The 18371-nt window shown below is 60.2% G+C and carries 15 protein-coding genes; 12 read left to right on the top strand and 3 right to left on the bottom strand.

The genetic code is table 11. The features are described from left to right. Window positions 1–44 precede the first annotated feature (44 nt). Complete coding sequence (locus ACD590_RS15950; protein ID WP_439003035.1) at window positions 45–1742, top strand: hypothetical protein; 1698 nt, start codon at window positions 45–47, stop codon at window positions 1740–1742. Window positions 1743–1827: 85 nt separating this feature from the next. Here ACD590_RS15950 and ACD590_RS15945 read toward each other — a convergent pair whose 3' ends face one another. Next, a complete protein-coding gene (locus ACD590_RS15945) occupies window positions 1828–2358 on the bottom strand; it encodes a TIGR00645 family protein (RefSeq protein WP_018446715.1) in 531 nt (176 codons plus the stop codon). A 159-nt stretch (window positions 2359–2517) separates the two neighbouring features. On the opposite strand from ACD590_RS15945, the gene ACD590_RS15940 reads away from it, so the two are divergent. From ACD590_RS15940 to ACD590_RS15920, 5 genes are all read left to right on the top strand, one after another. Beyond that, entirely contained in the window at window positions 2518–4197 is a 1680-nt protein-coding gene (locus ACD590_RS15940; protein WP_439003034.1) for a formate--tetrahydrofolate ligase, read from the top strand. 75 nt (window positions 4198–4272) lie between these two features. After that, entirely contained in the window at window positions 4273–4434 is a 162-nt protein-coding gene (locus ACD590_RS15935; RefSeq protein WP_439003033.1) for a hypothetical protein, read from the top strand. Window positions 4435–4864: 430 nt separating this feature from the next. Next, on the top strand, window positions 4865–6805 hold the full coding sequence (locus ACD590_RS15930; protein ID WP_439003032.1) for a DUF3604 domain-containing protein: 1941 nt from the start codon (window positions 4865–4867) through the stop codon (window positions 6803–6805). Window positions 6806–6839: 34 nt separating this feature from the next. Continuing rightward, window positions 6840–7748 (top strand): peptidyl-prolyl cis-trans isomerase, encoded by a 909-nt coding sequence (locus ACD590_RS15925; RefSeq protein WP_439003031.1) that lies wholly within the window; start codon window positions 6840–6842, stop codon window positions 7746–7748. Continuing rightward, window positions 7745–8740 (top strand): HupE/UreJ family protein, encoded by a 996-nt coding sequence (locus ACD590_RS15920; RefSeq protein WP_439003030.1) that lies wholly within the window; start codon window positions 7745–7747, stop codon window positions 8738–8740. Before ACD590_RS15925 ends, ACD590_RS15920 begins: the two co-directional genes overlap by 4 nt. Window positions 8741–8913: 173 nt before the next feature. Here ACD590_RS15920 and ACD590_RS15915 read toward each other — a convergent pair whose 3' ends face one another. Beyond that, window positions 8914–9867, bottom strand: coding sequence for an extensin-like domain-containing protein (locus tag ACD590_RS15915; protein ID WP_130652847.1), 954 nt, complete (start codon window positions 9865–9867; stop codon window positions 8914–8916). 270 nt (window positions 9868–10137) lie between these two features. Between ACD590_RS15915 and ACD590_RS15910 the strand changes: the two genes are divergently transcribed. The 6 genes from ACD590_RS15910 to queF all read left to right on the top strand — a co-directional run bounded on the left by ACD590_RS15910 (window position 10138) and on the right by queF (window position 17468). Beyond that, the gene (locus ACD590_RS15910; protein ID WP_439020873.1) at window positions 10138–12372 is read left to right on the top strand and encodes a TonB-dependent hemoglobin/transferrin/lactoferrin family receptor; all 2235 of its coding nucleotides are present in this window, start codon (window positions 10138–10140) and stop codon (window positions 12370–12372) included. A 266-nt stretch (window positions 12373–12638) separates the two neighbouring features. Beyond that, complete coding sequence (locus tag ACD590_RS15905; RefSeq protein ID WP_113542370.1) at window positions 12639–14828, top strand: anthranilate synthase; 2190 nt, start codon at window positions 12639–12641, stop codon at window positions 14826–14828. Window positions 14829–14949: 121 nt separating this feature from the next. Next, window positions 14950–15189: a hypothetical protein gene (locus ACD590_RS15900; RefSeq protein WP_003561395.1), complete on the top strand. Its 240-nt coding sequence runs from the start codon at window positions 14950–14952 to the stop codon at window positions 15187–15189. 15 nt (window positions 15190–15204) lie between these two features. After that, window positions 15205–15876 carry a DUF2161 domain-containing phosphodiesterase gene (locus tag ACD590_RS15895; protein WP_282680622.1) on the top strand — a complete coding sequence of 224 codons (672 nt, stop codon included), beginning with the start codon at window positions 15205–15207 and terminating at the stop codon, window positions 15874–15876. A 213-nt stretch (window positions 15877–16089) separates the two neighbouring features. After that, window positions 16090–17004, top strand: coding sequence for a CDF family cation efflux transporter EmfA (gene emfA, locus ACD590_RS15890; RefSeq protein ID WP_018243077.1), 915 nt, complete (start codon window positions 16090–16092; stop codon window positions 17002–17004). Continuing rightward, window positions 17004–17468 carry a preQ(1) synthase gene (gene queF, locus ACD590_RS15885; RefSeq protein WP_018446703.1) on the top strand — a complete coding sequence of 155 codons (465 nt, stop codon included), beginning with the start codon at window positions 17004–17006 and terminating at the stop codon, window positions 17466–17468. The genes emfA and queF overlap by 1 nt, the downstream gene beginning before the upstream one ends. Before the next feature lie 137 nt (window positions 17469–17605). Here queF and ACD590_RS15880 read toward each other — a convergent pair whose 3' ends face one another. Beyond that, the gene (locus ACD590_RS15880; RefSeq protein WP_439003029.1) at window positions 17606–18361 is read right to left on the bottom strand and encodes a DUF2076 domain-containing protein; all 756 of its coding nucleotides are present in this window, start codon (window positions 18359–18361) and stop codon (window positions 17606–17608) included. Window positions 18362–18371 lie beyond the last annotated feature (10 nt).

Here is an 18371-nt window from a genome sequence, read left to right as displayed (position 1 = left end):
CCAATTGCTAAGCGTATGTTCAGTACAACTGAGGCAATTTAATCGTGCGCTTTGCAGTTTCCTTTTTGGTGAAGTGTCTATTTTCCAGATCATTACTTGTTTTTCTCCTTTTGACCTTACCGATCGGAGCGGTAACCTCGCAGGCTGCCGAGAAGAAGAAGGCAGCACAGCCGCCGATGAGCTTCATCCTCGTGCGTAGTTTTCTCTGCCGGGAAAACTGTCCGGAATGGATATCGGCGGAGGGACGCATAACGTCCGATACCCCCGCGCGGCTGAGAAAAATTCTCAAGAAGATCGGCGGCCGGAAGTTGCCTGTCGTCTTCCGTTCGGAGGGTGGCGATGTCGATGCCGCCTATGCGATGGGCCGGATAATTCGCAAGGCCGGGCTGGAAACGGCGGTAGGCGGTACGCGGCTGAAGGGGTGCCCCGTTGGGGATACGCGCTGCGAAGCCGCTATTGCGAAGGACGGTGCCTCGGGCGGCTACACTTATTCTGCTGGTGCATACTGTCTTTCCGCCTGTCCGCTGGCGTTAGCGGGCGGTGCGTCGCGTGTCTCGTCGCAATGGGCCTTTATCGGCGTCCACCAGATCACGACCGTCTACAACAAGGTGCGTGTTTCCTATCGCATCGAATACAAGATCGTGAACGGCAAGAAGAAGGAAATCTCCCGCAAGGAGGTTGGGCGCAAGGTGGCGGGGCAGAGCAGTTCCACCAAACTTGGAAAGAAGGCTACCGCTGCCTTGACGGCCTACTTGAAAGAAATGGGCGTCAGCGAAGATGTGATCGGTCTGATGATGAGCGCCACGCCTGACAACATCAATATCGTACCGGTTGCAGAGGCACTTCGAACAGGTCTCATCACGGACATGCTGTCTTACAATGAGTGGCCCGGAATGCCGCTCTGCGCGCCGGATGCAGCGGCCGAAGCTGTGTGTCACGGCCATCCGGTAGCCGAAGCGCCCCTGGCGGCTAAGGCGCCTGTATCTGAGACGCCGGTATTTGAGTCGCCCGTGCAGGATGCGGCCGCAGACATAAGCGAGAGACTGCCGAGAACCCGGCCGATGGACTTTCTCCTGATGTACAATGGCAATTGCCAGGAGGAGTGCACGCAGTGGATTTCCGCGGATGGAGACATCACGCCGGACACGCCGGCTCGGCTGAAGGCGATGTTGACGACGCTCGGCGAAAGAAAGCTGCCGGTCGTCCTTCAGTCTAATGGCGGGGACATGGATGCGGCTTTCGCGATGGGGCGTATGATCCGTGCGGCAGGTCTGGAGACATCAATTGGCAGAACGCAATTGCCGAATTGTCCTAAGCTGGATCCGCGTTGCATAGCCAGCATCGGCAAAAGCGGACCGACCGAAGGCGAAGTCTTTGCCGGCCGTGCGTACTGCCTTTCGACCTGTACGCTTGTCCTGATGAGCGGAACGCCGCGGATTGTCGGATATTCGGCGATCGGCCTCGTTAGGCCCACGACGGCTGAATATACGAGATTTTTCGCTTATTTCGACGAGATGGGCGTCAGTGCCGAAACATACGAGACGATGATGCCTGCCACATCAACTGAGCGAGGAAGTATCATACTTCCTTCTCAGGCGCTCGAGCTTGGCATCATCAATGGGATCATCCCTTATGATGAGGAGCCCGGTTATCACCTGTGTGGGCCGGATGCCAAGGAAAGCCTTCGATGCCCCAGGAAAGCTGAAGCAGAGACCGTTCCTGCTGCTGCTTCGGTCAATTGATATCGGGACGCGAAAGAGCATAGCTCGGCGTTTTGCGTCGGGCAGTTGTTTGTTCACCCGCTCAAAGGGCCCCCTGTGCCGTCCTCTAAGCCTTATCCTTCAAATCGTTCTTTGACGTGACGCTCATGAGCTTCTCCAGGAAGCCGAGCATGACGGCGGAGGCGACGAAGGCGAGATGCATCAGCGTCAGCCACATGATCTTGCCGTCCTCGTATTGGTCGGCGTTGAGAAAGACCTGCAGCAAGTGGATGGAGGAGATGGCGACGATCGAGGAGGCGACCTTGATCTTCAGGCTGCCTGAATCGAGCTTGCCGAGAAAGGAGACTTCGTTGTCGGCTTCGCTGGCTTCATCGAAGCGGCTGACGAAATTCTCGTAACCTGAGATCATCACCATGACGATCAGGCTTGCGACGAGGGCCGCATCGATCAGGCTGAGCATGGCAAGGATCATCTCCGCCTCGTCGAGGGCGAAGACGCCGGAAGCGATCTTCAGGAGCTTGTAGCCGAAGGAAACCGCGTAGACGGCGAGCGCCGCTACCAGGCCGATATAGAAGGCGACGAGGATCCAGCGGCTCGACAGGATGATGCGCTCGATGATGAGTTCCAGTGCTTTCATGTCTTCACCCTGTAAAACCGCGATCGTTGCCCGCCACATAAACATCCGGCGTGGCGGCCGCAAGGCGCGGCGCTATTCACACCCCGCCGATATTTCGCTATCCCGATAAAGAGAGAACAAATAACTCCGCGTCTGCGGAGGTCGGGACGGGGAACTTTCATGCCATCCATCAAATCCGATATCGAGATCGCGCGCGCCGCAGCCAAGAAGCCGATTTTCGAGATCGGGGCGAAGCTCGGCATTCCGGTCGAGCAGCTCGCTCCCTATGGTCACGACAAGGCAAAGGTCAGCGCCGAGTTCATCGCCGCGCAGACAGGCAAGAAGGACGGCAAGCTGATCCTCGTCACCGCGATCAATCCGACGCCGGCGGGCGAGGGCAAGACGACGACCACCGTCGGGCTCGGCGACGGGCTGAACCGGATCGGCAAAAAGGCGATTGTCTGCATTCGTGAGGCTTCTCTCGGCCCCTGCTTCGGCGTCAAGGGCGGGGCGGCCGGCGGCGGTTACGCGCAGGTCGTGCCGATGGAAGACATCAACCTGCATTTCACCGGCGACTTCCATGCGATCACCTCGGCGCACAATCTGCTGGCGGCGATGGTCGATAACCACATCTACTGGGGCAACGAACAGAATATCGACATCCGCCGCATCACCTGGCGGCGGGTCATGGACATGAACGACCGGGCACTCCGCAGCATGGTCTCTTCGCTCGGCGGCGTTGCCAACGGCTTTCCGCGCCAGGGCGGCTTCGACATCACCGTCGCCTCCGAGGTGATGGCGATCCTCTGCCTTGCCACCGATCTCAAGGATCTGGAGCGGCGGCTCGGCGACATCATCATCGGCTATCGTTTCGACCGGACGCCGGTGCATGCGCGCGATCTGAAAGCCGACGGCGCCATGGCGGTGCTGTTGAAAGATGCGATGCAGCCGAACCTGGTACAGACGCTGGAGAACAATCCGGCCTTCGTGCATGGCGGGCCCTTCGCCAACATCGCCCATGGCTGCAATTCGGTAACGGCGACAAAGACGGCGCTGAAGCTCGGCGACTATGTGGTGACGGAAGCAGGCTTCGGCGCCGATCTCGGCGCGGAGAAATTCTTCGACATCAAGTGCCGCAAGGCCGGGCTGAAGCCGGATGCGGCGGTGATCGTCGCCACCGTCCGGGCGCTGAAGATGAATGGCGGGGTGAAGAAGGACGATCTCGGCACGGAGGATGTCGTCGCATTGAAGAAGGGCTGCGCCAATCTCGGCCGGCACGTCGCCAATGTCCGCCGTTTCGGCGTGCCCGTCGTCGTGGCGATCAATCATTTCGTCTCGGACACCGATGCCGAGATCGCGGCAGTCAAGGAATTCGTCTCGAGGCTCGGCGCCGAGGCGATCCTCTGCCAGCATTGGGCGAAAGGTTCGGCGGGCATCGAGGAACTGGCACACAAGGTGGTGGAACTGGCCGAGTCAGGACAGGCGAAATTCCAGCCGCTCTACGGCGACGATCTTTCGCTGTTCGAGAAGATCGAGATCGTCGCCTCGAAGATCTATCACGCCGGCGAGGTGACGGCCGACAAGGCGGTGCGCGACCAGTTGCAGACATGGGAAGAGCAGGGCTACGGCAAGCTGCCGATCTGCATGGCGAAGACGCAATATTCCTTCTCCACCGATCCGAACCTGCGCGGCGCGCCGGAAGGCCACATCGTCACCGTGCGGGAAGTGCGGCTTTCGGCGGGAGCCGGCTTCGTCGTCGCCATCACCGGCGAAATCATGACAATGCCCGGCCTGCCAAAATCGCCGTCGGCGGAACGGATTTTCCTCAACGATCAAGGTTATATCGAGGGATTGTTCTGATCCTGGGAGCGCTGGACGGGCCGTTCGGCCCGACGACGCTGGCGCTTCTCAAAGTCCGGATCGATGAACAGCCAGATGAAAAGCCTTTCCAGAGGGGCGGAAAACAACATTCCGATGACAAGGAACCAAGGCAGTTCGCCGGTAACCGATCCAATGGCGACGAAAGAGAGAGCGGCAATCAGCTATGCGATGATCTTCATTCGCCGCCAACCCTTGTCTTTGCATTTGCATCTTTGATTTGGATATTTCACGGCCTGATTCAAGCGCGGATTGCAGGCTTTTGAAACAATTATGTCCTCTGCTCACGAACCGCAACGTCCGGTTTCAGAGGGATCGGACATAGAGGGGCCGTTGAGGTATTTGCGGAAGCGCCAACGACCGCCATTCCCATCATGCTCGTTCAACGTTCAGTTCTCGGCCAAAGCCAAACTGGCAGGCCGCGATGCGTTTGCAGAAACCAGATGCTACATGAGTTGGATTTCTTCTGGAGGTTGTAAAATGAGAGACTGAACAGGTTTTGGCGGCGTGCTATGATTGAAGCCGCATTCACGACAACACGCCTAGAAATGACCGAGGACCGGGAGGCAGGGGTCCTGTCATTGAGGCAGATCAAAGGATGCCCCGTCAGGCGATGTCAGTATGACGCGGAAGAAAAAGGGGGGGAACGATGAAAAACACATCCGTGAAGCTGATTCTTGCCGGGCTCATCAGTCTGGGCTTTCCCTTGGCGACCGCAGCCCAGGAGGCCACGGATATCGGCGCGCTCGATAAGGCCACCGCCAATAGGGCGTTTGCCAGCAAGCCGGCCTATTCGCCCTATGCAGGGCGTAACTTTCCGACCCGGCCGTTTTTCGGCGACACTCATTTACACACCGGAGCGTCGTTTGATGCCGGGGCATTCGGTGCGAGGCTGACGCCCCGCGATGCATATCGCTTCGCGCGCGGTGAGGAAATCATGGCGTCGAGCGGCCAACCGGCCAAGCTGTCGCGGCCACTCGATTTCCTGGTGGTCGCAGACCATTCCGATAATATGGGCATGTTTCCTGATCTTTTTGCCGGTAAGCCGGATGTTATCGCCGATCCGCAGGCCAAGACTTGGTACGATATGATCAAGTCGGGTGACGGCGGCACGGCAGCGCTGGAGATCATCTTCAGCTTCGGCAAGGGAACGCTTCCTAAGTCGATGATCTATGGCCCGGAGACGCGTCCCTACAAGACAGCGTGGCAGGATACGGTAAAAGCCGCCGAAGAGTACAACGATCCCCGCCGATTCACCGCCTTTATCGGCTACGAGTGGACCTCGAACACTGCAGGAAACAATCTGCATCGCAATGTGATCTTCCGCGACAACGGCGACAAGGCGGATCAGGTCGTTCCCTACACGACCCTGAAGCCGTTGGGCAGTGACAACCCCCGCGACCTGTGGAAATGGATGCAGGCGTATGAAGAGAAGACAGGCGGCAATGTGCTGGCGATCGCCCATAACGGCAACCTGTCTAACGGTCGCATGTTTCCGATGATCGAGTCGTTCACTGGCAAGCCGGTCGACAAAGAATATGTCGAGGAGCGTGCAAAGTGGGAACGTCTCTACGAGACAAGCCAGACGAAGGGTACCGGTGAGGCCCATCCCACTCTGTCTCCAAACGACGAGTTCGCCGATTTCGAGATCTGGGATTTCGGCAATCTCGATGCCAGCGTCCCCAAAACTCCGGATATGCTCGAGTTCGAATATACGCGGTCCGCATTGCGAAATGGTCTCAAGCTTGAAGCGCAGCTTGGCACGAATCCGTATAAGTTCGGCTTGGTCGGCAGTTCCGATGCGCATACAGGACTTGCGGCCATGGAGGAGGAAAACTTCTTCGGCAAGACCACGCCGCAAGAGCCAAGTCCGGAGCGTCTCACGGCGACTTTCGTAAAAAATCCTAAGACGAATATCATGGTCATGGATTGGGAAGTGGGCGCGTCGGGTTATGCCGCCGTCTGGGCGATGGAAAATACCCGAGAGTCGATCTGGGATGCGATGCAGCGCAAGGAGACTTACGCCACTACTGGACCACGAATGACCGTGCGCTTCTTTGGCGGCTGGGACTTCGAGCCAGCCGATGCCCAGAGCCGCAATCCCGGCGCTGTCGGATATAGCAAGGGCGTGCCTATGGGCGGCGACCTCACTGCCGCGCCGGAAGGTAGGGCGCCGACATTCCTCGTCGCTGCGTTGAGGGATCCGATCGGAGCCAATCTCGACCGCTACCAGATTGTGAAGGGCTGGCTCGACGAGAACGGCGAGACCCACGAAGAGGTTTACGATGTTGTCTGGGGCGGCGACCGCAAGCCGGGCGCCGACGGCAAGGTGCCGCCGGTCGGCAACACTGTGGACATCGGGAATGCCAATTGGACCAATACCATCGGCGCACCGGAATTGATCGCGGTCTGGAAGGATCCGGGCTTCGATCCGAAGCAGAAGGCCTTCTATTACGGGCGCGTCATTGAGATTCCGACACCGCGCTGGACCGCCTATGACGCCAAGCGGTTCGGCGTCAAGCCGCTGGAGGGGACGCGGATGACCGTCATCGAACGCGCTTACACCTCGCCGATCTGGTATACGCCTTGATGTAAGGGCATTTTTTCACGATGCCGGCGGCTATGTGGGCCGCCGAACCTTTCGGGCCCATTCACTCCGTAAACGAGCAAGTGCGATGGTGTTGAAGAGTGTTTTGAGGGAGCCGCTGGTCCACTTCCTGCTGTTCGCGCTACTAATTTTCGCGGCCTACGGGGCAATCGGCACCGACGCGAAAGACAGGCCGGACAGCATCGTGGTAACGGCACCGAAGATCGAGCAGATGGCCATCCTGTTCACCAAGACCTGGCAGCGTTCACCGACTGCGGAAGAACTCAAGGGCCTCATCGACGACTATGTGAAGGAGGAGATACTCGTTCGTCAGGCGCTTGCGCTTGGGCTCGACAAGGACGACACGGTTGTTCGTCGTCGCTTGCGCCAGAAGATGGAGTTCCTGAACGTCGCGGACGCCGATGCGCTCGGTGCCACCGATGCTGAACTGGAGGCCTATCTGGCGGCCAATCCGAGGGCGTTCGATGTCGATGCGAAGCTGGCATTCCAACAGATCTTCCTCAACCCGGAGCGGCGTGGCGAGACAGTCGCACGGGACGCAACCTCCAACCTGCAGGTACTGCTGACCAATCCTGCGGTAGATTACACATCGCTCGGTGATGCCACTATGCTTCCGTCCGATCTGCCACTTACCGACAAGACATCGATCGCTCAGACTTTCGGGATGGATTTCGCCGAGGCACTCGACAAGGCTCCGGTGGGGCAGTGGACAGGTCCCGTCCTTTCGAGCTTTGGATTTCATCTCGTCCGGGTGGTGGAACGCAAGCCAGGCCGAGTGCCGAGCCTCGACGAGGTGCGCGACGCCGTGACGCGCGAGTGGATCAATGCAAAACGGAGGAAACTCGATGACCAACGTTTTGCGGAGCTTCTTAAAGGGTATGTCGTGCGCATCGAGAGCCTGACCGACGCGAAAACCAGCCCATGATGCGGCTCGGAGCCCTACTGGGCCTACTCCTCCTGGTATTTCTAAGCGAGCCGGGATACGGCCATGAAATTCGGCCAGCTTATCTCGATATGCGGGAAACCGCCCGGAACGAGTTCGCGGTCGTCTGGAAGATCCCGGCGCAAGGCGAGATGCGGCTCAGCCTTTACGCACGCCTGCCGGTCTCGTGCAGGGAGAAGGCCAGGCGCACGAAGTCGATCGAAGGTGGCGCATATATCGAGCGATGGACGGTCACCTGCGCAGGCGGGTTGAAAGGGGGCGAAATCGGTATCAACGGGCTGCAGTCAACCATGACCGATGCCCTTGTCCGCATCGAATACGCGCGCGGCAATAAGGAGATTGCCCGTCTCAAGCCGGAAATGCCATCCTTCGCCGCAGCCGGCGCGCAAACCAGCATCGCGGTGGCGAAAACCTATTTCCTGCTGGGGGTCGACCACATCCTTTCCGGCATCGATCATCTGCTTTTCGTTTTTGCTCTCATCCTGCTCATTCGGGATCGATGGATGCTGATGAAGACGATCACGGCCTTCACCGTCGCTCACAGCATCACTCTGGCTGGAGCGTCGCTTGGATATTTCAGTCTGCCGCAGAGGCCAGTAGAAGCAACGATTGCCCTCAGCATAGCGTTTGTCGCCAGTGAACTGATCAAGATCAGGCCTGGCGAAAGGCGACTTTCCGAGAGCTATCCGTGGGTCGTGGCTTTCGCGTTCGGGCTGCTGCATGGTTTCGGCTTTGCTGGCGCTCTCAAGGAGATCGGTCTGCCGCAATCGGATGTGCCGCTCGGCCTTCTGACATTCAACCTTGGCGTCGAGGCGGGACAGCTGATCTTCGTGGCCGCAGTGCTGATCCTGTTCAAGGTGGCGGGCGCCTTGAGCACAATACGGCCCACGCTGGCACGTCAGGGGGCAGCCTACATCGTGGGCACCGCCGCGATGTTCTGGCTGGTCCAAAGGATCGCAAGCCTGGCGGCTTGAAACCGCGATCCACCGGAAAGTCTGCTTCACGCGCCGTAAGCGGAAGTCGGGGTGCTGAGCGGCAATGTCGCATCTGGAGGCCAAGCAGATTGCGCTTGGCCTTTCGGCCTGCCGAGAAGGATCATGCGATACGCAAGCTCGCCGCCATCCGGCTTTGCTTTCAGCATTATGCTTTAGTGACAATAACGATAGTTGCCCTTCCTCTCGATGACGTCGAGATGGAAATGCGTTTCGTGGGCGGCGTCGCTTTCCGGGTCGAGGACGGTGGTGAAGTAGAGGCAGCCGGCGGCGCTGACGGTGCGCTGGAAGGCGCCGGTGAGTGTCGGATCCTCGCGACGGGAGCGGACGGCGACATCTTCGCCCTTTTCGAAATGGAAGCTCGCAATGTCGATGGCGTTGCCGCGGGCATGTTCGGAGATCTTGCCCGTTTCGGCGCCGTTGCGCAGGCGGCACATATAGGACGTTGCCTGGTTGACGGTGGTGATGCGGCCCTGCTCCGGCAGGGCGGCGGAGGCGGCAGGAATGACGCTCTCCTTCATCCAGCGGGCAAGGGCAAGTGCTGCCGGGCAGCGGATCGTCGCCTCCGGCTTCAGCTTGATGCCGGGCAGTGCTTCGGAGACGATGATCGGCTTGTCGATGCCGCAGCCATTGCCGTCGTCGATGCGTGGCGTGTCCTTGAAGACGACGCCCAGGGCCTGAAGCGCAGCCGTGCACTCGGCGTGTTCGGCATCGCTTTCGGGCTCGATCGTCAGATGCTGTTCCTCAAGTGTTTGTGCGGCGGGGGGCTTGTTCTCCTCCGTCGGACCCTGCGGGTTTTCCTTCCCTGGGGGAAGTGGCGGACCCTGCATTGGTTTGGCGGGTTCGGTTTTCGGTGTCGCCGTTTCGTTCGGCGTCGATGTCTCTGGTTTTTGGGTCTCTGGTTTTTGATTGTCGGGCTTCGGTTCAGGAGTGGGCATTTCTGCGGCCGGCGGCGGTTGTGTGCCTCCGGCATTTGAATCGGGGGTGGGTGCGGAACTGCCCTCGATATCCGGCCTTTGTTGTGGCAGAGGGCCGTGAACGGGCAGGCGGGCACCGGCAAGAACGGCGGTTGCGGCGAGAAGGATCGCCAGTATCGCAAGTTTTCTCAACGCATCCGATTCCCTGGTGTCGATAGCTAGGGATAACGCAAGCGGGCGGATTTCGTTGCAATTTCGCAACGTCGGGAGAGATCATTAAAACTTGATAATTTTATTCAACATAAGTCGCTGGTTTATGTTGACAATACTTCTCATGTTTTTTATGCGGCAAAAAGAAGGCGGAATTCTGCATCGTCTTCATCCGCAAAAGCCCAGCCAGCCCATCGAGCGTTCGACGCGCCACGACCAGCCAGCCCGGTAATCATCATTAAGGGGTAGGTTATGATCGTCCGGCATTGGCGTTCGGTTCTATTGGTCTGCACGGCAGCCACAGTTGTTCTTCCTGTTTCGCAGTCTTTCGCGCAAAGCGCTCCGGCAACCACGCCGCAAGCGACCGCGGAGGACAGCACTGTTCTGCAGAAGATCGTCGTCAAGGGCAAACGCGTGGCGCCGGGCAGCGTCGCCGACACGCCGCTTGCGACCGAGATCACCGCCAAGACGCTGGAAGAAAAGCAGGTCACCAATTTTGACGATATCGGCCGCAGCGTCGATGCAGGTGTGAACTATTCACGCGGCGACGCGGGCTTCAACCTGCGCGGCCTTTCCGGCGCTCGCATCCTGACCACCATCGACGGCATTCCGATCCCGTATATTTCGAATAGTTCGCGCCAGGGCGCTTTCGCGCCGGCCAACGCCAATGGCGGCGGCGACACCTTCGATTTCGATTCGCTTTCCTCGCTCGATATTGTGCGAGGCGCGGATTCGAGCAAGGGTGGCTCGGGAATGCTCGGCGGCGCCATCGTTCTCAATACGCTCGAGCCGGAGGATCTTATTCCCGAAGGCCGTGATTGGGGTGCGATCGTCAAGTCGACATACGACAGCGAAGACCGCAGCATTTCCGGCTCGGTGGCGGCTGCCAAGAAGATCGGCAACACGTCGATCCTGTTTCAGGGCGGCTACCGCAAGGGCCATGAACGCGACAATATGGGTGACAATGACAGCTATGGCCGTCCTCGTACCGAGGCGGATCCCGCCGATTTCGACCAGCACAACCTGCTCTTCAAGCTGCGCCAGGAGCTCGAAGGTGGTCATCGCATCGGCCTGACGGCCGAACGCTTCCGGCGCGATCTCAAGACCGACCTGCGCGAGCTCCAGGGCGGCACTACGCCCCGCAACTTCCTGATCGACAATTATGACGGCCGCGAATTGCGCGACCGCGACCGAGTTTCTCTCGATTACGATTATGAGGCGCAGTCTTCCGACGCATTCTTCAGCAGTGCGCGAGCCACGCTTTACTGGTTGGATCTGAAGAAGGAAGCCGGCAGCAGAGGCCGTACGACTGCCAATGTGGCTTATGGCCGTAACAACCAGATAGAAAACGAAACCTGGGGCTTCCGCGGCACGGCGACGAAGGATTTCGAATATTCCGGTCTCAGCCATTCCGTTCGCGTTGGTCTCGACGTCGGCGTTTCGAGCTGGAGCCAGTATAGCTGGGCCCTTTGCCCGACGCCCACAACGTGCCCGGCGCTGAACAACCAGGCGGAAGTGCCCAATGTCGACAGCCAGAATCTTGGGCTGACCTTCGAAGACAAAATCGAAATCGGCAATACCGGCTTCGCGCTGACACCCGGCTTCCGCTTCGACTGGTTCAACTACAATCCCTCGACCGGCGGAAGTTTCGCAAGCAATACCGGGCTTACCCGTTTCGGGGACCTAAACGATCGGACGGAAGCCGGCCTGTCGCCGAAGATTCTTGCGACATACGAGCTGACGCCTGACGTGCAGATTTACGCACAGCTGGCAGTCGGTTTCCGTGCACCCACCGTGGACGAGCTCTACAGCCGCTTCTACAACCCGACGAGTCGTTATGCCCAGCTTGGCAATCCTGATCTGGAACCGGAAATCGGCCGCGGCGTCGAAATCGGCGCCAATTTCGACACGGGCGATTTTACCGGTCGGATTGCGGCTTTCCACACCCGCTACCAGAACTTTATCCAGACGGTGACGAGCGTCGACGCGACCGGCTTCACGACATTTAATTACACCAACGTGTCTGCGGCCACGATTTCGGGTGTTGAAGCCAGTGCCGTCAAGTCGTTCAACAACGGCATCAACCTGCATGCGTCGCTTGCCTATGCCTATGGCCGCAACGAGGATACAGGCAAATACTTGCGATCGGTTGCTCCCTTCAAGGCGATCATCGGCGGCGGTTGGAGCAACGACAACTACGGTTTCGATCTTTCCTCGACGCTTTCGGCAGCCATGCCTGACGACGATGTTGCGACCACATTCGATGCGCCCGGTTATGGTGTCGTCGATCTGACGGCATGGTGGACGCCGGAACAGTTGAAGGGTCTGCGGATCCAGGGAGGTGTCTACAACATCTTCGATCAGGAGCATTGCAATGCGCTCGCCGTGCGCGACGTCAACCTGACCTCGGTGACGGCGTCGCAGCCGCAGGAGTGGTATTCGGAGCCGGGCCGTACGTTCAAGGTGTCGATCACCAAGACTTTCTGATCACGATCACCTCTTCAAGGCTGGGGAGGGGCGGCTTTCGGGCCGCCCTTTTTCATTCCCGCATTCGCCTCTTGCGCAATGGCTGATCTCAGGCTAACAATTTTTCCATGATCAAGTCCTTGAACATTGCAGTTTGGTGGTGGGTTCGCTAAGGCGGCCTCGACCAATCGTGTTCAAAGACGACGAGTGAGCCGCCCGAAACTTCGAGGCGGCTTTTTTTGTTTTATGGCCGCCTGTCGTCCGGGCCCCGATAACGGAGTGGAACAATGGTAACGATCCTGCGGGATGATGGTGCGGAAATCTACGAGACCAAAGGCGGCATATCAGTCACGCGGCAGCGGCGGGCGATCCCCTACGGCGATGCGGTCTCTTCCTATGTCGACAAGCTCGACGAGCGCCGCGGTGCGGTGTTTTCGTCGAATTACGAATATCCGGGCCGCTATACGCGCTGGGATACCGCCGTCGTTGATCCGCCGCTCGGCATCTCTTCCTTCGGGCGCGACGTCTGGATCGAGGCCTATAATGAACGCGGCGAGGTAATCCTCGGCTTCGTGACCGAGCGGCTGAAGACGGTGTCCGACATCGTGCTCGGCGCTTCTTCCGCCCGTCGCCTCGACCTCGCCGTCAAGACGCCGGACCGGGTGTTTACCGAGGAAGAGCGCTCGAAGATGCCGACGGTCTTCACCGTGCTGCGCGCCATCACCGACCTGTTTTATTCGCAGGCGGATGCGAGCCTCGGGTTCTACGGCGCCTTCGGATACGACATCGCCTTCCAGTTCGACGCGATCGATCTGAAGCTGACGCGACCCTCCGACCAGCGCGACATGGTGCTCTACCTGCCGGACGAGATCCTCGTCGTCGACAACTACGCAGCCAAGGCCTGGGTCGACCGTTACGACTTCGAAAAAGACGGCGTGACGACCGAGGGCAAGGCCCAGGATATCGCAGCGGAGCCCTTCAAACACACGGATGCCATTCCGCCCAAGAGCGATCACCGGCCAGGCGAATATGCCGAGCTCGTCACCAAGGCGAAGGAAAGTTTCCGCAAGGGCGACCTCTTCGAAGTCGTGCCCGGGCAGAAGTTCATGGAGCGTTGCGACAGCAAGCCGTCCGACATTTCCAAGCGGCTGAAGGCGATCAATCCGTCGCCCTATTCCTTCTTCATCAATCTCGGCCATCAGGAATATCTGGTCGGCGCCTCGCCCGAAATGTTCGTGCGCGTTTCCGGCCGTCGCATCGAGACCTGCCCGATTTCGGGCACGATCAAGCGCGGTGACGATCCGATCGCCGACAGCGAGCAGATCCTGAAGCTCCTGAATTCGAAGAAGGACGAGTCCGAGCTCACCATGTGCTCGGATGTCGACCGCAACGACAAAAGCCGTGTCTGCGAGCCGGGTTCGGTCAAGGTGATCGGCCGCCGGCAGATCGAGATGTATTCGCGCCTCATCCACACGGTCGACCATATCGAAGGGCGGCTGCGCGACGACATGGACGCTTTCGACGGTTTTCTCAGCCACGCCTGGGCCGTCACCGTCACCGGCGCCCCGAAGCTCTGGGCGATGCGCTTCATCGAGAGCCATGAAAAAAGCCCACGCGCCTGGTATGGTGGGGCGATCGGCATGGTCGGCTTCAACGGCGACATGAACACCGGCCTGACGCTGCGCACCGTGCGCATCAAGGACGGTATCGCCGAGGTGCGCGCCGGTGCGACGCTGCTCAACGATTCCATTCCTGACGAAGAAGAAGCCGAAACAGAATTGAAGGCCTCTGCCATGCTTTCCGCCATCCGAGACGCCAAGACCGGCAATTCCGGCAGGGTCCAGCGCGACGTCGCGAGCGTCGGCAAGGGCGTCAGCATCCTGCTCGTCGATCACGAGGACAGCTTCGTCCACACGCTCGCCAATTACTTCCGCCAGACGGGGGCGACGGTTTCGACCGTGCGCACACCGGTGCCGGAGGAAATCTTCGACAGGCTGAACCCGGACCTCGTCGTGCTGTCACCCGGACCCGGAACGCCCAAGGATTTCGACTGCAAGGCGACGATCAAGAAGGCGCGGGCGCGCAACCTGCCGATCTTCGGTGTCTGCCTCGGTCTGCAGGCGATCGCCGAAGCCTATGGCGGGGAACTGCGCCATCTGGCGCTGCCGATGCACGGCAAGCCGTCGCGCATTCGCGTGCTGGAGCCAGGCATCGTCTTCTCCGGCCTTGCCAAGGAGGTGACGGTTGGTCGCTATCACTCGATCTTTGCCGATCCCTCGACGCTGCCGCGCGAGTTCATCATCACGGCGGAAAGCGACGACGGCACGATCATGGGCATCGAACATGCCAAGGAGCCGATCGCCGCGGTGCAGTTTCATCCGGAATCGATCATGACGCTCGGTGGCGATGCCGGGATGCGGATGATCGAAAATGTCGTGGCGCATCTGGCACGCAAGGTGAAGACGAAGGCTGCCTGACCGCAATTTCGCCTGGCCCTTCCTCCTGTGGGAAGGGCCGGCCATTGGGCCGTCGGGCCGCGACTTGACTTCTTCCGGCAAATCAGAACATTTCAGGAACGATCAATTGGAACCTATCGCCGTGGCCAATGCTGAAAAGTTCATCGTTCTCCCTTACCGCAAGAACCGCGGCAATCTCGTTCCCGGCGAAATGCGCCAGGCATCGAACTCCGTCAGCGCGGAAAAGATCGCTTCGGCGATGGCTGAGCGTTTCGTCGGCGTGGCCGCCTATGCCGTCATCGTCGACGAGGAAACCGGCGACATGTCGTCGCCGCGATTGCTTGCACGATATGGCGAGATTGCCGATCTCAACGCCGCCTGAGGCGCCGTTTTCACCATGGAGACGTCGCTCTACCTGCCGGTCAAAGCCTTCCTGGAGGCGGCCGGTTATGTCGTGAAGGGCGAGGTCGGCGGATGCGATCTCGTCGGCTTGAACGGCGCCGAACCGCCGGTCGTGGTGGTCTGCGAATTGAAACTCTCCTTCAACCTCGAACTGCTTCTCCAGGCGGTCGATCGCGCGGCGTTGAGCGATGAAGTCTGGGTTGCGGCCCGCGTTTCCGCCAAGGGCCGCGGGCGAGAGGCCGATAGACGCTACCGCGATCTCTGCCGAAGGCTCGGTATCGGCATGCTCGGCGTCTCCGATGGGGGCGAGGTCAGCGTCATCGTCAGTTCCGTCTCGCCGATGCCGCGCACCAATCCGAAGCGGCGCTCGCGCCTCGTCAAGGAGCATCAGCGCCGCCGTGGGGATCCCGCCGTCGGTGGTGGCTCGCGGGCGCCGATCATGACCGCCTATCGCCAACAGGCGCTGCTCTGTGCTTCAGCACTCGCCCAGGGACTGGTGCGGCCGCGGGATATGAAGGCGCTTACGCCCAAGGCCGGCTCGATCCTGCGTGACAACGTCTACGGATGGTTCGAACGCGTGGACAAGGGCGTTTACGCCCTGACGTCTGTAGGGCAGGCTGCTCTTTTGCGCTGGCCGCAATCTTTGCTCTCCGACCCCGCTCCTTGAGCCGCGCTGTACCGGGCATCGGGATCGCTCGTTGGGGCTGTTTTCCGGCCGGGGACGGTAACGCCTGTGAAGGGCGTGTCATTCCCCTTTGACAAATCCTCCATCATCGCCCATATCACCCTCAACTGAACCGCCTGCGCGACATTCGCGTGGGCGGTTTTGCGTTTCAACGGCTTAGATGCTGCAATTCATTCGCAACCGCAGGGGGACGATATGAGTGACAACGGCGATCTTACGGTTCGGAAGCTGGCGATGTGGGGGATTCCACTGTCGCTCGGCGTCATGGGTCTGAAGATGGTGGCGTGGTGGGTTACCGGGTCGGTGGCGCTGCTGTCGGACGGGCTCGAATCGTCGGTCAACGTCGCTGCCGCCTTCATCGCCTTCTTCGTGATCCGCTATGCGCAGAAGCCGGCCGATCACGATCACCCCTTCGGCCATCATAAGGCGGAATATCTGTCTGCCGTGACCGAGGGCGTGCTGATCGTCGTCGCTGCCCTGCTGATCGTCGACGAAGCCGTCGGTTATCTCGCCGAGCCGCGCATGCTGGACGCACCTGTGCTCGGGCTTGCGATCAATTTCGCGGCCGGTGTCATCAATGCGGTCTGGGCGCGGTTGCTGATCAGAACCGGACGCAGGCATCGTTCGGCGGCACTGACGGCGGATGGACAGCACATCATGTCCGACGTGGTGACCTCTGTCGGCGTGCTCGTCGGCCTGCTGCTGGCGCTGGCAACGGGCTATGCGATCTTCGACCCGGTGCTTGCCATTCTCGTTGCCGTCAACATCCTCTATCAGGGCTGGAAGGTGATCTCGCAATCGATTGGCGGGCTGATGGACCAGGCGGTGGAGCCGCAGGAGGAAGAAGCGATCAAGCAGGCGATCGCCACCCATGCGGCGGGTTCGATCGGCGTGCACGACCTGAAAACGAGGCGGGCAGGCACCGTCACCTTCATCGATTTTCACATGGTGGTGCCCGGTGGGATGTCCGTGCGGCAGGCGCATGATATATGCGACCGCCTTGAGGATGCCATCAGGGCAGTGCACGAGGGCGCCACTATCGCAATTCATGTGGAGCCGGAGGGCGAAAAGGCTCACGGCATCCGCGTCAAAGTCGTCAAGGAGGCATAATGCCGAGTACCGATGTTTCCAGCCTGTCGATGCTGGGTCAGCAGACCGAAACCGCGCAATCGCCGGAGGAGGCGGTGCTTGAAAAAGTGCCGTCCAACCATGCCGGCACCGATTACGTCGTGCGCTTCACCGCGCCGGAATTCACCTCGCTCTGCCCGATGACCGGGCAGCCGGATTTCGCTCATATCGTCATCGACTACATTCCGGGCGAATGGCTGGTGGAATCGAAGTCGCTGAAGCTCTTCCTGCATTCCTTCCGCAATCACGGCGCTTTCCACGAGGATTGCTCGATCTACATCGCCAAGCGCATCGTCGAACTGCTCGATCCCCGGTGGCTGAGGATCGGCGCCTACTGGTATCCGCGTGGCGGCATTCCGATCGACGTCTTCTGGCAGACGGGCAAGCCGCCGGAAGGCGTATGGCTGCCGGAACAGGGCGTTGCCAGCTATCGCGGCCGTGGGTGAGTTGCGTTCGGGCGCAGCCCGAGCAATCGATCCAGTGAATCGATTGCAGCAGCGAACGCCCTGAGCCCAAGCGAAGGGCCGGGCGACGGTGCGGCAATGGTAAAGCCAACGGCCGCCCATTCTTTGGCCGCTAGATCTCACACATCCGTAACGTCGTCGCTGGACGAGTCGTCGCCGTCGTCGTAATCGGCCTGCTGCACGTTGGCGTTGTCGTCGTCCTTGTCGCCGGCGTTATCGGAGGCCTGGCGGGTGTCGTCATTGCCGTAATAGTTGTTGATGACGGTTTCCTCGGTGGGGGCGCTGGCATTGCCGAAGGGATTGGCGCCGAAGGGCGAGCCCCAGCCGAGCGAGGACATGTGGTTGCCGAAGATGCCGCTCAGCGAATTGGCAAGCAGCATGCCGCCGGCAACGCCCGCTGCCGTGCCGAGTGCGCCGCGCAGGAAGCTGCCGCCGGCCGACGGCGCATAGGCCTGCTGGCTCCAGGGGCCGGTCGGCTGTTGTGGCGTCTGGCGGAGATTGCCGTCGCCGGGATCGTCATAGCTGCGGGACTGGCCCCAAGGACCGGGGTTGGACGGAACGGGGGCCGGCTGCTGCGTCTGGGTGTTGCCGAAGATCGAGCTCAGGAAGCCGCCGCCCTGTTCGGCCTGGCGGTGTTCGCTCACGCCAGCTTCCAGCTGGCGAACATGCTCCTCGAGTTCCTTGATGTGGTTGGCGGCCGCCTCCAGCCCCTTTTCCTGAACAATGACGGCCTGGGCCAGATAATAGGTGGCCGACGGCTGCTCACGCGTCGCTTGGTCGATCAGGGCTTCGGCGTCGCGGTCGCGCGGCGTGGCCGCGGCGGTGCGCACGCGGTCGAAGAGGGCGGTCAGCAATTGGCGTTCTTCGGGTGACATTGTCCTGCCT

Origin of the sequence: Rhizobium sp. 862_C5_N1_2 (assembly GCF_051811205.1) — a bacterium.
Taxonomy (GTDB): domain Bacteria; phylum Pseudomonadota; class Alphaproteobacteria; order Rhizobiales; family Rhizobiaceae; genus Rhizobium; species Rhizobium leguminosarum.
This window is presented reverse-complemented; position numbering and strand designations above follow the sequence as displayed.

Coding starts and splice junctions, on each gene's coding strand:
- ACD590_RS15945 (WP_018446715.1), bottom strand. CDS start 2,358: ATGAAAGCACTGGAACTCATCATCGAGCGCATCATCCTGTCGAGCCGC.
- ACD590_RS15940 (WP_439003034.1), top strand. CDS start 2,518: ATGCCATCCATCAAATCCGATATCGAGATCGCGCGCGCCGCAGCCAAG.
- ACD590_RS15935 (WP_439003033.1), top strand. CDS start 4,273: ATGAAAAGCCTTTCCAGAGGGGCGGAAAACAACATTCCGATGACAAGG.
- ACD590_RS15930 (WP_439003032.1), top strand. CDS start 4,865: ATGAAAAACACATCCGTGAAGCTGATTCTTGCCGGGCTCATCAGTCTG.
- ACD590_RS15920 (WP_439003030.1), top strand. CDS start 7,745: ATGATGCGGCTCGGAGCCCTACTGGGCCTACTCCTCCTGGTATTTCTA.
- ACD590_RS15910 (WP_439020873.1), top strand. CDS start 10,138: ATGATCGTCCGGCATTGGCGTTCGGTTCTATTGGTCTGCACGGCAGCC.
- ACD590_RS15905 (WP_113542370.1), top strand. CDS start 12,639: ATGGTAACGATCCTGCGGGATGATGGTGCGGAAATCTACGAGACCAAA.
- ACD590_RS15895 (WP_282680622.1), top strand. CDS start 15,205: ATGGAGACGTCGCTCTACCTGCCGGTCAAAGCCTTCCTGGAGGCGGCC.
- emfA (WP_018243077.1), top strand. CDS start 16,090: ATGAGTGACAACGGCGATCTTACGGTTCGGAAGCTGGCGATGTGGGGG.
- queF (WP_018446703.1), top strand. CDS start 17,004: ATGCCGAGTACCGATGTTTCCAGCCTGTCGATGCTGGGTCAGCAGACC.
- ACD590_RS15880 (WP_439003029.1), bottom strand. CDS start 18,361: ATGTCACCCGAAGAACGCCAATTGCTGACCGCCCTCTTCGACCGCGTG.